Below are 13,343 nucleotides of genomic sequence, written 5' to 3'. Positions count from 1 at the left end.
GGTTTGAACTCCATTGTTTGGTTTGCGGTATGTCAGTTGAAGCGGTCGAGGATCGCGGCCTCCCCGCGCTGCTCGATTTCGCTGCGGCTTACGGTGCCGACGGTCCGGCCCCGACTGAGGATGAGCACCCGGTCACACATCAGTGCCTCGTCGATTTCGGACGTGATCAGGATGATGCTCCCGCCCTGGTCAGAAAATGTGCGGATGAGTTCGTAGATTTCGAGTTTTGCCCCGACGTCCACGCCCCGGGTGGGTTCGACGATGATCAGTGTGCTGACGCCGCTGACCAGCCATTTCGCAAGCGCGACCTTTTGCTGGTTGCCGCCGCTGAGATTCCCCACTGCTTCGCCGACGTGTGCGGTCTTGATCGCCAGGGCGTCACGCATGGTTACGGCCGCTTCATGTTCTTTGCTCTTGCTGAGGAAGTATCCGGGTGAGAATCGCGGCAGAGAGGCCATGGTGATGTTGCGGGTGATGGACATGCCAAGGATCAGCCCCTGCGTCTTGCGTTCCTCGGGGAGGAGACCGATGCCCAGGGCGATCGAATGTGCCGGATCCTGTCTGCGGCGCTCGCGCCCGTTGACCAGGAAGTGCTCGTGCTGGGACTTCTCGGCACCGAACAGGGCGGCGGCAAGCTGGCTTTGGCCGTTACCGGAGAGTCCTGCTATGCCGAGCACCTCTCCTTTGTGAAGGTCCAGATCTACACCGTGCAGGTCGTGGCCATCTCGGAGGCCGCGTACTGACAGCGCTACCTCGCCAGCGGTCCGGCCAGTGCCGAGCCTTGGCAGGTCTCCTGGTCCCACCTGAAGCTTGGCTGACCGTTCAGGGCTGATTCCCCCGAGCATGGACTGCAGGATGGCGTCATGCTGCTTTTCGTCGCTGTCGTGAAGCGCCACGCGCTGGCCATCGCGAAAGACGGAGATCCGGTCGCAGATCGCGTACATCTCGTCGAAGTGGTGCGAGATATAGATGATGGCCAGGCCGAGTTTCTTGAGTTGGTTCAGCAGGTCGAACAGTTGGTTTACATCGTGTCTGGGCAGGGTAGCAGTGGGCTCATCGAGGATGAGTACCCGGGCATCCCGAGTAAGGGCCTTGGCAATTTCCACGGCCTGCCGGTGGGCGATCGGCAGGGACGCCACGGTGGCCCGGACGTCGATGTTGAACCCCAGTCGCAGCAGTTGTTCCCGGGCCTGGTTGCGGACCTTGGACCAGTGGACGGTGCCTACGGTGGTGCGGGGCAGTTCTCCGACGTAGATGTTTTCCGCGACGGAGAGGTGGGGGACAAGGCTAAGTTCCTGGTGGACGGTCATGATCCGCGCCCGCTGGGCCGCCTGCGGGTTATCCAGCGTGACGGACTCCCCGTCAATCAGGACACGGCCGGAATCAGGCTTCTCGACCCCGGAGAGGATCCGCACGAGGGTGGATTTCCCGGCGCCGTTCTGTCCGGCGATTCCGTGGATTTCCCCGGGCATGACTTCGAGGTCCACGCCTGCCAGGGCCTGGGTTCCCGGGTAGGCCTTGGACACTCCCGATACGGAGATCAGTGGGCGCAACTTCGGCCCAGCGGGTGCAGTCATGATTAAGTCCTGCCTATTCGGCGCCGGCGAAGGCGAGGTCGTCGCTGATGTACTGCCCGGCGTTCTCCGGGGTGACGGCCAAGGCGGGCAGAATCCGGGTAGCGGGGGAGCCTTCACACTTGCCGGTAGGGGCGCCGGTCACAGCGGCGATCGCTTCGTCCACGGCGTACGCGGCCTGGAGCGCGGGCTGGTTCAAGCCGTCTGCAACCACGGGGGAGGCGGGATCCTTGGCCATCGATTTGATAACGTCCATTCCACCGTCGAACCCGGCGAGGATGACGTCGGTTTTGCCGTTCTGGTCCATGCGGCCTGCTCCCTTGAGAGCTTCGATCACGGCCGGCATCACGACGTCGGTCTGGTTGAACACCACATCGATGTCGGGGTTTCCTGAAAGCACGTTTCGCATCGCAGTCAGTGTTTTGTCCGGCAGCGCTTCCCCGTAGTTGTTGGGGATTCGCTTGGTTTTCACCGTCGGGTGCTGCTCCATGTACTTGTTCCAGCCGGCCATGAAGCCGTTTTCGCGGCTTTCTGTGACGAGCTCCTGCGGGAACAGGGCCTGGATGTAGAGGTTGATGGTGGAGTTTTCGCCCTTCTTGGCGACGGCGGCTGCCGCGGCCTTCTCGCCCACCAACTCGGCGGTCGCTTCGCCGTCGTCGTGTACGTTGCAGGCCACTTTTTTGGCGAGTTCCTCCGAGACACGGTCGTTGACCACGATGACAGGGACGCCGGCGGCCTTCGCCGCTTCAATGCCGCTGGCAACGTTGCGGTCGCCTACCGGTTCGATGATGATCGCCTTGGCGCCCTTGTTGATGAAGGTCCTCATTTGCTGGATCTGGGTCTGGGCGCTGCCTTGGGCGTCGACGGCTTCCATGGTCCAGCCCTTGGCGGTTCCGGACTTCACGGCGCCGTCGGACATGGTGCTCAGCCAGGAGTTTCCGGCGATAAACCGCATGGAAATGCCGATCAGGCCCTTCTCTTCTGAGGGCGTGCTGGCCGGTGCCGAGCCTCCACAGGCCGTGAGACCGATCAGGGTTGCAGCAGAGAGAGATGAGACAAGTGCGAGCCGCGCTGTTCGCTTGGTAATCATGGTTCTCCTTCGAAAATGGGTTGGGTGTAGCCAGGCATGGGCCTCGCAGCGCGAGGCTAAGGTGTGGTGACAGGGGGGAGGAGGGGCTTAGGCCATGCTCCCCGCCGGAAGGCCTGCTGCGGTGCAGGGTTCCTGGAGGGCTCGGTTCCGGTCGAGATCGTCGCTGATGTCCACTCGTATCTGCGGCTTGCAGCCGCGGTACAGAGTGCCCTCGTTTTGGACGGCGGCCGCCGCCCAGGCCAATCCCTCGTGAAGGGCTTGGCGTCCGTTTGCGCCGCCGGCGAGGAAGCCGGCAAGCAGTGCATCCCCAGCGCCGACGGTGCTGACGACGCGGTCAACCTGTGCCTGGCCGAAAAGGCATCCGGAATCGTCGAGGAGGATCGCTCCGTCTGATCCGAGGCTGGCCAGAACGGCCCGGGCTCCCCGGCGTCGAATTTCCTGGGCGGCGTCAACGACGTCACCCAAGGTCTCCAACGCCCGGCCGGTGAGTTCCGCGAGCTCACCGGCATTGGGTTTGACCAGGTCCGGCCCATACGGGAGGACGGTCCGCAGGGGTTCTCCCGAAGTGTCGACGGCCACCCGGGCGGTCCGTCCGTGGGCCCCCTTCACGAGGTCGATGTACAACCGTTCCACCGGGCCCTCCGGCAGCGTCCCGCAAAGGACGAGCCAGTCATGAGCCTTGACCTGCCCCAAGGCTTCCCGGACAAGGGACGTGGCCTCCGCAGTGTCCAAGGTGGGGCCTACCTCGTTGATCTTGGTGACGGTCGCGTCAGGTTCCACCAGGCTGACATTGCTTCGGATCTCCTCCGCGATCGGCACCGCGATGTGGGGGACGCCCAGTTCGGCAAGCATGCCGGTAACTTGCACCCCGTTAAAGCCGCCGGCGGGCAGGACGGTGACGACGTCGATGGCGTTCGCATGCAGCGCGACGGCGACGTTGACGCCTTTGCCGCTGGGTTCGTTGTAACTCCGGGGACTACGGACAACATCTCCGTGGCCCAGCCGGTCAATGGACATGGTGCGGTCAAGGCTCGGATTCGGTGAAACGGTCACGATCATGCCAGTTCCACCTCCACTCCTGCAGCCTGGATGGCTTTGAGCTCCCGGTCGTCAAGGTCCGAGTCGGTGATGATGATGTCGATGTCAGCCAGGTCTGCGTGTTTGCAGTTGCTCACGCACCCGAATTTGCTGTGATCGGCCAGGAGGATGCGCCGCCTGGCGCTCTGCAGCATGAGCCTTTTCACTGCGGCTTCCGCAGGATCGGGGGTAGTGAGGCCCCGGTCCACCGAAATGGCGTTCGCTCCGAGGAAGGCAACATCGACGTTTATTTCGGCAAGCGACCGGGACGCCCAGTCATCCACTTCGGCCTCCGTGAGCGGCCGGACCCGGCCACCGAGCGTATGAACCGTGAGCAGCGGTCGGTCCAGAAGGCTGGTGGCGATACTGAGCGTGTTTGTATACACGGTCAACTCCTTGTCATACGGAAACATGGCGGCCAGCCTGCCTGTTGTGGATCCGGCGTCGAGCAGCAACGAACCGCCGCTGGGCAGGTGTCGCAGTGCCGCCTTGGCGATGCGGGTCTTTTCGTCACGGAAGCCTGTCCGCGTCGATACCGCCGGCTCGTAGGTCAGTCGTCCCACTGGCACGGCTCCGCCATGAACCCGGCGCAGGAGGCCCAGTTGCTCCAGGGCCATGAGGTCCTTGCGCAAGGTTTCACCGGTGACGCCGAGTTCCTCTGAGATGGCGGCCGCGTCGGCGCGGCCTTCAGTGCGGAGGCGCTCAAGGATGAGCCCGCGCCGCTGCTCCGGGAAAGGAACGCGGGAATCCGAGCGGGCCTGATTGCGGTCCGGGGAGGGGTTCATTGCACGGCCCCTTCTTTTTGGTGGGCGGTATGGGAAGGGGCGTGCTGACTTGTGCCCGACGGAAATTCTTCAACGGATCGGTAGATGCCGGCCGCGAGGCCTCCGAAAAGCGCCGCTCCCCGCGCTCCGGCTTCTTTGGCGGGCGAGACCGTCAGCGGGCCGAACACCTTTTCCTTGTTCTCCAGGAGTCCCCTGCTGAGGGACCAGCCGCCCGTGACCACCATCCGGGAGGGGGTACCGGCGGCCCGGGTCATCCGGGAGTGGACGTCCAGGGCCTGTTGGGTCACGGCGCCCAGGGCAGCGCGCCAAATGTCTGCCTGGTTGTTTGAATTCGTGGAGCCGTGGAGCAAGAGTTCTTGCCCGGCGTGGATCGTGGCGTAAAGGGGACTGGCGCTATGGGAGGCCTCAGCGTCAAGGCGGGCGATGTCCGCGGTGTCCAGGCCAAGCATGTTCAAGGCGTTCCGGAGGACCAGCCCGGCCTGGGTTCCGCCCAGGAGTGTCCACTTCTGATCGATGACGGACCAGCCCGCAGTAATTCCGGCGGATGTCAGCTCCAGCATCGCAGATTCGGAAACGGCCGGGTCAATGATCCGCACCAGGGCTTCGGCGGTTCCGCAGGAGTCAAGGACATCACCGGGGAGGTAGGCCCCCGCTCCAACGACGGCTGCTTGGTGGTCGTGGCCCGCCACTGTGATTGCTGCTCCGGCGAGGCGGCTTATTCCCGCCCCGGCGCTCACTGTACCGATGTTGGTCCCTGCCACCGCATGTTCGGGCATCAGAGCCTGAGCGACCCCTGCCCATTCCAGGGTTTCGCTCCACCAGTTGCGGGAAGTGAGATCCATCCAGCCTGTGCGGGAGGCCAAGGAGAGTTCAGAGACGGGAGCCCCTCCCAGTGCGAAGGCCATCCACTCCGCGATGTTAAGACGCAGCATGGCCCGCCGGGTCTCCGGCACGTGGGTCAGGAGCCAGCGGTGCTTGGTCAGGGACCATTGCTCGCGCAGTGGCAGGCCCGTACGGGAGGCAAAGAGGTCCTCCGCGATTGCCGAGCGCAGGTTTTCCAGTTCGGCAAGATCCCGCCGGTCATGCCAAGCGATAACTGGTCCCAAGGCTTGGCCATCCCGGCCGATCAGCACGCCGGATTCACCCATGCTGGTGATGCCTATGGATGCGACTGCACCGCTCGGGGATGCGGACAGAGCCTTGGTCAGGGCCGCGGAAGCGGCCGTGAGAAGCTCGCTGGCTTCCAGTTGAGTCCCCTCGTTCGAGAAGGACCAAGGAGTCGCGGACCGTCCCTCGGCGAGGGCAGTGCCGTCCTCGTCGAAGACGACGGCCTTGACCGCCGTCGTGCCGATGTCGAGTCCTACGAGAAGCACCTTTGCGTCCTGACTGTTGGTTGATTGGAAGTTATTGGATATTGTTGTTTTTCATTGGAGGTGTTGTCAAGCTCACATTCAGATTGCTTGATTCAAGACGTGAACAGCTCCAACCAAAAGCAACGGGAGGTCAAATGGCACTGGCGCATACTGGTGAGCTCATGAGCGATGCGGTCGAAAGGGGCGTCGGCCTGGCGGCCTTCAACGTCATCAGCCTTGAGCATGGGGAAGCCATCATTGAGGCCGTCGAAGATACCGGGTTGCCGGCGGTGATGCAGATCAGCGAGAACTGCATCAAGTTCCATGGCGGCCGGCTTACGCCACTGCTAAGAGGACTTGCGGCACTGGCTGAGTCCTCGACAGGACGGGTTTCCATGCACCTGGATCACATTGAGGACCAAGAGATCCTCACGCAGGCGGCCTCAAGTCCAATCACGTCCGTCATGGTGGACGCCTCCCGGCTGGGGTACGAGGACAACGTCGCAGCCACACGCCGTGCCACCCGTTGGGCCCAGGCCCGCGGATGGCATGTCGAAGCAGAACTTGGAGAAATCGGCGGAAAAGAGGGTGCGCACGCGCCGGGAGTACGCACTGATCCCGCTGAAGCAGCCAGCTTCGCCGCGGCGACTGGAGTTGACTCGCTTGCCGTCGCTGTCGGCAGCTCCCATGCCATGACGGCGCGGACAGCGCGGCTGGACCACGAACTCATAGCCCGGATCAAGGCAGAAGTGGCAGTGCCGCTGGTGCTGCACGGCTCCTCGGGGGTGCCGGAGGATGAACTGGCAATGGCTGTGGAGTCAGGGATGGTGAAGATAAACTTGGGCACCATTCTCAACATCGCCTTTACGGGCGCAATCCGGTCTGCCCTGACCGGGACGGATGTAGTGGATCCCCGCCGGTACCTTGCTCCAGCGCGGCTGGAAACTACACGAGTCGTAAATCGCTTACTGGGCGTCGTCTCCACGCACCGGGCCGCTGTCCTATGAGTGCGCATCGTGATTACGGAATTTCATCGGGGGGATACAGCGCCGTCATAGTGCCCGAGGGAGCTGCAGTTCGCATGCTCACCCACGAGGGCCGTGACCTGATCGTTCCGTTCGCTTCCGGTGAGCCGATGCCTGACTACCGAGGTGCCATTGTTGCCCCTTGGCCCAACCGCATTCCGGATGGACGTTACAGCTTCGATGGCGTTGAACGGACAGTGCCAATTAACGAGCCCTCCAGGGCGGCGGCACTGCATGGTCTGGTGTCACACGTTCCATGGTCCGTTTACCACCATGACGAGGCGAGTATCAGGCTGCGGTGCATCTTGGCTAAGAGCCAGGGATATCCCTTCGAGTTGGTACTCGATGTTGCCTACACGGCGGACGAGGCCGGATTTCATACCGTCATTACCGCCACCAACGTTGGCGGGAAGCCGGCACCTTATGGGACTTGCCCGCACCCATACTTGGTTGCCGGACGCTCACCCCTTGACGACTGGCACTTGGAGCTGGCTGCAGCAACATTTCTGGACGTCACCCCGGATAGGCTCATCCCGATCCAGCGCATGTCAGTTGACGGCACCGCATTCGATTACCGCCAGTCACGGCAGTTGGGAAGGACAGCCATCGACCACGCCTTTACAGATCTCAATATCACTGCTGAGGGAGGCAGCCGGATAAGGGTTTGGGATCCGGCCGGCACTGGAGTCGCGATGACGTGGGGAAAGTCTTGCCCATGGGTCCAGATCCACACCGCGGACCATGTCATCCCGGAACGGCACCGGATTGGTTTGGCTGTGGAACCGATGACTTGCCCTCCAAACGCGTTCAATTCAGGCGAGGACCTGGTGGTGCTGCTGCCCGGTAAGGCCCACACCTCGCAATGGAGCATCCATGCGCTCTGAGGCGACGGGTTCCTCTTTCCGTGCGCCGCACCAAGCCCCAACGGAGCCTAAGACCAATGACCATCAGCTGCTGTCGGGCAAGACGGCCTTCATTACAGGGGCCAGCGGCGGAATTGGTGCCGCCGTCGCCGAAGCCCTGTCCAGGGCGGGAGCCTCGGTTTCCATGGTTTCGCGTTCCGGGCTGGGACCCGTACTTCCCGGCAGCCTGGCTTTGGCAGCTGATGTCCGGGACCGCGAGGCTATGAACTCCGCGGCAGAGAGAACGGCGGAGCACTTTGGCGGTATAGACATCGTCATAGGCAACGCCGGAGTGGGCTCCTGGGCGCCTTTCAGCAATACCTTGGACAGCGACGTGGAGGAAATGACCGACGTCAATGTGACTGGTCTCTTCAACACGGTGGGCGCTGCCCTTCCGTACCTGAAAGAGCGGGGCGCAGGGGACATCATCACCGTGGCATCGGAGGCAGGCCGTCGCGGTCTGCCCGACGAATCCGTGTACGTTGCCACAAAGTTCGCCCAGGTCGGATTCACGCGTTCACTGGACCACGAACTCAGAACCAGCGGTATCCGGTGCACCAACATTTGCCCGGGAGGAGTAGCGAGCAACTTTGGCATGGGACGAGGCCTTAGGCGGCCGGGAATGCCAGAGCTGGAGAACATGATGACCCCCGATGACGTAGCCGAGGTAGTCCTCTTCGCGCTCTCCAGGCCAAGGCACCTGAGGATCCTCGAAGTCGCCTTCAGGCACATGTCCGAACAATCCTGGGGATAGTTGCGCCGCGACCCTACTTCTTCTTCCCGCCCCGCTTCGCCGCAGCATTCATCGCCGACTTCACCGCAGGCGGCAACCCCGCCGTCTCCGTCTCCGGTTCAGCGACGGTCCCGCGCCAGCGGGCCAGCCCCTTCATGCCGTGGTAGATCACCAGGGCAGCGGCGGAGCCCAGGGCAATACCTGTGAACTTCAGCTCGCCGATGGTCCACGTGTAGTCCGCGATGCCGATGATCAGGGCAACGGCGGCAGTGGTCAGGTTGATGGGGTTGGAGAAGTTGACCTTGTTCTGCACCCAGATCTTCACGCCGAGCACACCGATCATGCCGTACAGCATCGTCGCTGCGCCACCCAGAACACCTGGCGGGACGGTCGCGATCAGCTCACCGAATTTCGGGGAGAAGCTCAGCAGGATGGCGAAGATACCGGCCACCCAGTAGGCCGCCGTCGAGTACACCTTGGTGGCGGCCATGACGCCGATGTTTTCCGCGTAAGTGGTGGTGCCTGAACCGCCGCCGAATCCGGCAAGTACCGTCGCGGCACCGTCGGCGATCAGCGCGCGGCCGGAGACGCCGTCGAGGTTTTGGCCGGTCATCGCGGCCACGGACTTCACGTGGCCAACGTTCTCAGCCACCAGGACCAGCACCACGGGTACGAAGAGACCCACCACGCCGATGTGGAATTCGGGCGTTTGGAACAGCGGCAGGCCCACCCAGGCGGCGGCGTCCATCTTTTCGTAGGAAACCTCACCGCGCATCATCGCCACGAGGTACCCCACCACAACACCCACCAGAATGCTGAGGCGCCCGAGGATTCCGCGGAACAGGACGGACACCAGGATGATCGTGACCAGGGTGATGAGGGCGGTGACGGGCGCGGCGTCGAAATTGTTCTTCGCGGCCGGCGCCAGGTTCAGGCCGATCAGCGCAACGATCGCGCCTGTCACGATCGGCGGCATCAGGCGGTTGATCCATTCAGCGCCGAACTTCTGGACGATCGCACCAATAAGCGCCAGTACGACGCCGGCAAGCACCACGCCGCCCAAGGCGCCGGCAACGCCGTACTGCTGCTGGGACGCCAGGATCGGAGCGATGAACGCGAAGCTAGACCCCAGGTAGCTGGGCACCCGGCCCTTGGTGATGGTGAGGAACAGCAGGGTCCCGATGCCGGAGAAGAACAAGGTGGTGGCCGGCGGCATGCCCGTGATGATGGGGACCAGGAAGGTCGCACCGAACATCGCGACGACGTGCTGCATGCCGATGCCGATGGTGAGGGGCCAGGCAAGCCGCTCGTCGGGTGCCACCACGTGGCCTGGGCGGATCGACTTGCCGTTGCCGTGGAGCTTCCATTTGGTGCCGAGCATGCTCATGGCGGGGCCTTCCTCAGAAGAGTATTGGGATTCGGTGCAACATTACCGCCAAATCGGCCGCAGCTGCCCCGTCAAAGCCGCCTTACCGGGGAACCAGCCTGAACAGGAACTTCGTTTTCACCATGATCCACAGAACGGCGAGCAAAGCGACGTACACGGCAGTGTTCAACCAAAGGTTGCCCTCCCGAAGAACCGGGATATTGGCAATGGCGACGATGAAGAACACGTGCATGATGAACACATAGAGCGTGGCTTGCCCGAGTGGTACGAAAAACCAGCCAACGGCGCGTGAGAGCGGCTTCCAGAACGCACTGAGCAGGGCGTACAGGGCGATGGTGATGACGATGACGTTCAGCACGCGCCCGGGTCCCAGGTAGGTGCGGCCGAAGAAGCTGTCGTAGAGGAACCGGAAAGTGTGTTCCGGAATGAGGGCAAGCCGTACGTCCAACTGGTTGGTGAGGTAAGGCCCGCTCCATGAGAAAAGCGCGCAGGCAGCGGCCAGGAATACGCACACCCCCAAGAGGATGCGCTGCCTTGGATGCGCGAACCAGTCGATGATCCGTTGGCGATGGAACCCCGCCGTCATGCCCAGAACGAACAGGACCTGCCATACGAGCAGCGGAAAGGAATCCTCGAACTGCGAGGGAAGCAAGCGGAAACGGAAGACAGACCCGGCGATATACAAGCCTCCGCTGATAGTGAGTATCAACCAGGTGAAGCCGCGGGAGAGTGCCGCCAAGATCAGGGGGCTGATCAGCAACAAGACCACGTATAGGCCCATGATGTTGAACTGCCACGGCCCAACCTGCAACAACAGCAGGGCAGGGATCAGGCCTTGCGGGACGGGGAACTGCAGCAGGCCTTCCATCCCGGCGTAGAGGTCATAGGTTGTACCTGCAGCTGAATGCCCGGCCGCGCCTGTGCCTTGGTCCGTGAACGTGGTGACCGCCGCGGCGTTGACGAACGGGAGCAAGCTCAGGCCGTACACGATCAGGACCACTGCCAAAGCGGTGAAATACAGCTTCGATGCGCGCTTCGTGGTCCCGTCCACCACGTCTCCCAGCTCCGTGGCGATCCGTGGCCCATAAACCATTCCCAGCACCACGCCCGAAAGCATCACAAAGAGCTCCGCCCCCGAGACCACGCCGATGGTCTCCTGGCTCAGCAGCTGGAAGACGGAGTTAATGCCAACGTGATTGACCACCACGAAGACGATGGCCAGACCCCGGAGCATGTCGATCCGGGGATCCCGCTTGCCTGTCCCGGTGTATGACCACCTGTTGGGTGCCGCCCGAGAAGACAGAAACCAGAGCGCCGCCACGGCCACCAGGACAGAACCGGCAGTCGCCCAGGCAGCCCACCCGCGGATGACCGTGCCCGATTTCGCCTGTGGCGCCTCGAGCCCCGGAACGTCCTTCAGTCCCTTTTCCGTGACAGGGCCGACTGCAAGGCCCGAGGTGTCCAAAGAAGTTCGGAAGGGCGCTGCCAACGACGGTTGCGCAGTGACGCGCCAGTCGATGGAAACGTTGCTCTGATCGCGTGCGTCAGTGGTTTCGTTCCAGACCACCGCTCGGACTGCACCGTTCTCGGGCTGCGCCACCGAGGAGAAGACCTGATGCCACCACGTCTGCTTGACGTCGATCTCGGTGGCCCCGCCGGCACCGGGAGAGTAGAAGGCCCCGGTTTCAACCAGGAGCGGCTTGTTCCGCGCTTGAACATACGTGCTGTAGAAGTTGTCCGTGCCTGCACCTCCGCCGGACGCGTGCAGGGAGTCGTTGAACTCACCCGCCGCGGGGAGGGTGTTTTGGGCGGCGCCGGCCCCTGTGGTGTCGTGATAGACGGACAGGCCAATCCAGTCGACAACATCATCGCCGGGGTAGTAAGGGTCAAACGCCGAATCGCCCAGGTCCCAGACTCCGTTTCCATTGGTGTCCAGCGATCCCAGGGGGACACCCTTGGGGGGTGTGGATGTCGCCGCTTGGAACGGGTAGTCCTTCTCCGCCGTCGGAGACCACACCATCACGGGATCGGTCAGGCTGGCCCGGAGTGCGGCCGCAACCCGGCCGAACGCAGCCCTGTACGCCTCCGGCTCCTGGCCCCACTCCACCCACGGGGCGTTCATGTCCGGTGCGAAGCGCACGAACACCTGCCCCCTGAAGCCGGCTGCCGCCGTCGTGATTTGCCGCGCGAAAGTGGCGGCGACGTCGTCGTTGATGTCCTGGAGGGCAATCCCGGGCCGGACGGTGAGCAAGGCGTGGGAGCCTTGGTCGGCCACCTGGGCAAAGTAGCCCTTGAGGTATTCCCGGCCGCCGTCGTCCTCCGGGAGGGACACGTTCTGCCCGTAGAGAGCCGCGGGGGCGCCGAGACGCTGGGCGTAATCCGCTGCTGAGTCCTTGTTCCAGTCCAGCAAGGTGCCGAAGAATCGTTTGCCCGGGTCATCGTCCACCGCGCCCCAGGCCTGCGTGGACGGAAGTAGGAACGCCAGGAACAGCAGGATGAGGACTACCAGCGCCCGTCGAGGGGCCGCTAGGGGAAAGGTAGGCATCAGGCCCCTTCTGGTGTCGTCATTCCCACGGCTGAGGCGGCCAGCAAAACGCGAGGCAGCCCACAAGCATGATGGTACCGACTTTCGCCCTGTGCCCAACGTCACGGGCCGTCATGGGAAGAAGACAACGGAAGTTGAAGTTGCAACCATGGAAAGCAGAAGTGCCCGGCCGGCTCAGGGTCAGGGCCCAGCGAAAGGTTCACAAATGACGATCGCCCACGAAGAAGCAGTCATTGACGCCGCAGCAGTCGACGCCATTTTTGCCGAAGCCCGCACCGCGAACAGCTTTGCCGGTGAAGTCACCGACGAGCAGGCCCGCGCCATCTACGAGCTCACCAAGTTCGGCCCCACGGCCTTCAACTCCCAGCCTCTCCGCGTGACCTACGTCCGCTCCGATGAGGCCCGCGCCAAGCTGGTGGACACCCTTTCCAACGGCAACAAGGCCAAGACGGCATCGGCCCCGCTGGTCGCCATCCTCTCCTATGACACCGACTGGCAGGGTCAGTGGGACAAGTTCCTGCCCGCCTACGGCGCGCCCAAGGCCATGTACGACGCCGATCCCGCTTTCGCCGCCGCTACGGGCAACAACAACGCCCACCTGCAGGCCGGCTACTTCATCCTTGCCGTGCGCTCACTCGGTTTTGCCGCTGGCCCGATGACCGGCGCAGACTTCTCCGCCATTGACGCCGAATTCTTCCCGGCCGGCGACCAGAAGAGCTTCCTGGTGGTCAACATTGGACAGCCCGGCCCGGACGCCTGGGGCGAAGCCAAGCCCAAGTTCGATTACGACGACGTCGTGCGCACCGTCTAGTCTCCGGTACGTACCAACGCTCCTGCCTTTTAGTGCAGGAGCGTTGGCGTTTAAGGGGGGAT

At 63.2% G+C, this 13,343-nt stretch carries 11 protein-coding genes; 4 read left to right on the top strand and 7 right to left on the bottom strand.

Annotated elements, in window-relative coordinates; all coding sequences use genetic code 11:
* Nucleotides 1-32: 32 nt before the first annotated feature.
* The 5 genes from PJL15_RS11370 to PJL15_RS11350 all read right to left on the bottom strand — a co-directional run bounded on the left by PJL15_RS11370 (nt 33) and on the right by PJL15_RS11350 (nt 5,899).
* The gene (locus PJL15_RS11370; RefSeq protein WP_281451252.1) at nt 33-1,577 is read right to left on the bottom strand and encodes a sugar ABC transporter ATP-binding protein; all 1,545 of its coding nucleotides are present in this window, start codon (nt 1,575-1,577) and stop codon (nt 33-35) included.
* Between the two features lie 13 nt (nt 1,578-1,590).
* A complete protein-coding gene (locus tag PJL15_RS11365; RefSeq protein ID WP_281451251.1) occupies nt 1,591-2,664 on the bottom strand; it encodes a sugar ABC transporter substrate-binding protein in 1,074 nt (357 codons plus the stop codon).
* Between the two features lie 87 nt (nt 2,665-2,751).
* Nucleotides 2,752-3,723 carry a 1-phosphofructokinase family hexose kinase gene (locus tag PJL15_RS11360; protein WP_281451250.1) on the bottom strand — a complete coding sequence of 324 codons (972 nt, stop codon included), beginning with the start codon at nt 3,721-3,723 and terminating at the stop codon, nt 2,752-2,754.
* Nucleotides 3,720-4,526, bottom strand: a complete 807-nt coding sequence (locus tag PJL15_RS11355; RefSeq protein WP_281451249.1) for a DeoR/GlpR family DNA-binding transcription regulator — start codon at nt 4,524-4,526, stop codon at nt 3,720-3,722. Before PJL15_RS11355 ends, PJL15_RS11360 begins: the two co-directional genes overlap by 4 nt.
* On the bottom strand, nt 4,523-5,899 hold the full coding sequence (locus PJL15_RS11350; protein ID WP_281451248.1) for an FGGY-family carbohydrate kinase: 1,377 nt from the start codon (nt 5,897-5,899) through the stop codon (nt 4,523-4,525). Before PJL15_RS11350 ends, PJL15_RS11355 begins: the two co-directional genes overlap by 4 nt.
* 134 nt (nt 5,900-6,033) lie before the next feature.
* Between PJL15_RS11350 and PJL15_RS11345 the strand changes: the two genes are divergently transcribed.
* The 3 genes from PJL15_RS11345 to PJL15_RS11335 are packed head-to-tail and all read left to right on the top strand — an operon-like array spanning nt 6,034 to nt 8,559.
* Nucleotides 6,034-6,885: a class II fructose-bisphosphate aldolase gene (locus PJL15_RS11345; protein ID WP_281451247.1), complete on the top strand. Its 852-nt coding sequence runs from the start codon at nt 6,034-6,036 to the stop codon at nt 6,883-6,885.
* The gene (locus tag PJL15_RS11340; RefSeq protein WP_281451246.1) at nt 6,882-7,787 is read left to right on the top strand and encodes an aldose 1-epimerase family protein; all 906 of its coding nucleotides are present in this window, start codon (nt 6,882-6,884) and stop codon (nt 7,785-7,787) included. The genes PJL15_RS11345 and PJL15_RS11340 overlap by 4 nt, the downstream gene beginning before the upstream one ends.
* On the top strand, nt 7,777-8,559 hold the full coding sequence (locus PJL15_RS11335; RefSeq protein WP_281451245.1) for an SDR family oxidoreductase: 783 nt from the start codon (nt 7,777-7,779) through the stop codon (nt 8,557-8,559). The genes PJL15_RS11340 and PJL15_RS11335 overlap by 11 nt, the downstream gene beginning before the upstream one ends.
* A 13-nt stretch (nt 8,560-8,572) precedes the next feature.
* Here PJL15_RS11335 and PJL15_RS11330 read toward each other — a convergent pair whose 3' ends face one another.
* On the bottom strand, nt 8,573-9,925 hold the full coding sequence (locus PJL15_RS11330) for a uracil-xanthine permease family protein (RefSeq protein ID WP_281451244.1): 1,353 nt from the start codon (nt 9,923-9,925) through the stop codon (nt 8,573-8,575).
* Between the two features lie 82 nt (nt 9,926-10,007).
* A complete protein-coding gene (gene opgC, locus PJL15_RS11325; RefSeq protein ID WP_281451243.1) occupies nt 10,008-12,470 on the bottom strand; it encodes an OpgC domain-containing protein in 2,463 nt (820 codons plus the stop codon).
* Nucleotides 12,471-12,675: 205 nt separating this feature from the next.
* Here opgC and PJL15_RS11320 point away from each other — a divergent pair, with 205 nt between their 5' ends.
* Complete coding sequence (locus PJL15_RS11320) at nt 12,676-13,281, top strand: malonic semialdehyde reductase (protein ID WP_281451242.1); 606 nt, start codon at nt 12,676-12,678, stop codon at nt 13,279-13,281.
* Nucleotides 13,282-13,343: the final 62 nt, after the last annotated feature.

It is taken from the genome of Paenarthrobacter nitroguajacolicus, assembly GCF_029952445.1.
Taxonomy (GTDB): Bacteria; Actinomycetota; Actinomycetes; order Actinomycetales; family Micrococcaceae; genus Arthrobacter; species Arthrobacter nitroguajacolicus_B.
This window is presented reverse-complemented; position numbering and strand designations above follow the sequence as displayed.

Excerpts from the sequence above, each read along its gene's own strand:
- opgC (WP_281451243.1), bottom strand. The coding sequence starts at position 12,470 with ATGCCTACCTTTCCCCTAGCGGCCCCTCGACGGGCGCTGGTAGTCCTC.
- PJL15_RS11370 (WP_281451252.1), bottom strand. The coding sequence starts at position 1,577 with ATGACTGCACCCGCTGGGCCGAAGTTGCGCCCACTGATCTCCGTATCG.
- PJL15_RS11365 (WP_281451251.1), bottom strand. The coding sequence starts at position 2,664 with ATGATTACCAAGCGAACAGCGCGGCTCGCACTTGTCTCATCTCTCTCT.
- PJL15_RS11320 (WP_281451242.1), top strand. The coding sequence starts at position 12,676 with ATGACGATCGCCCACGAAGAAGCAGTCATTGACGCCGCAGCAGTCGAC.
- PJL15_RS11345 (WP_281451247.1), top strand. The coding sequence starts at position 6,034 with ATGGCACTGGCGCATACTGGTGAGCTCATGAGCGATGCGGTCGAAAGG.
- PJL15_RS11355 (WP_281451249.1), bottom strand. The coding sequence starts at position 4,526 with ATGAACCCCTCCCCGGACCGCAATCAGGCCCGCTCGGATTCCCGCGTT.
- PJL15_RS11340 (WP_281451246.1), top strand. The coding sequence starts at position 6,882 with ATGAGTGCGCATCGTGATTACGGAATTTCATCGGGGGGATACAGCGCC.
- PJL15_RS11330 (WP_281451244.1), bottom strand. The coding sequence starts at position 9,925 with ATGAGCATGCTCGGCACCAAATGGAAGCTCCACGGCAACGGCAAGTCG.
- PJL15_RS11335 (WP_281451245.1), top strand. The coding sequence starts at position 7,777 with ATGCGCTCTGAGGCGACGGGTTCCTCTTTCCGTGCGCCGCACCAAGCC.
- PJL15_RS11360 (WP_281451250.1), bottom strand. The coding sequence starts at position 3,723 with ATGATCGTGACCGTTTCACCGAATCCGAGCCTTGACCGCACCATGTCC.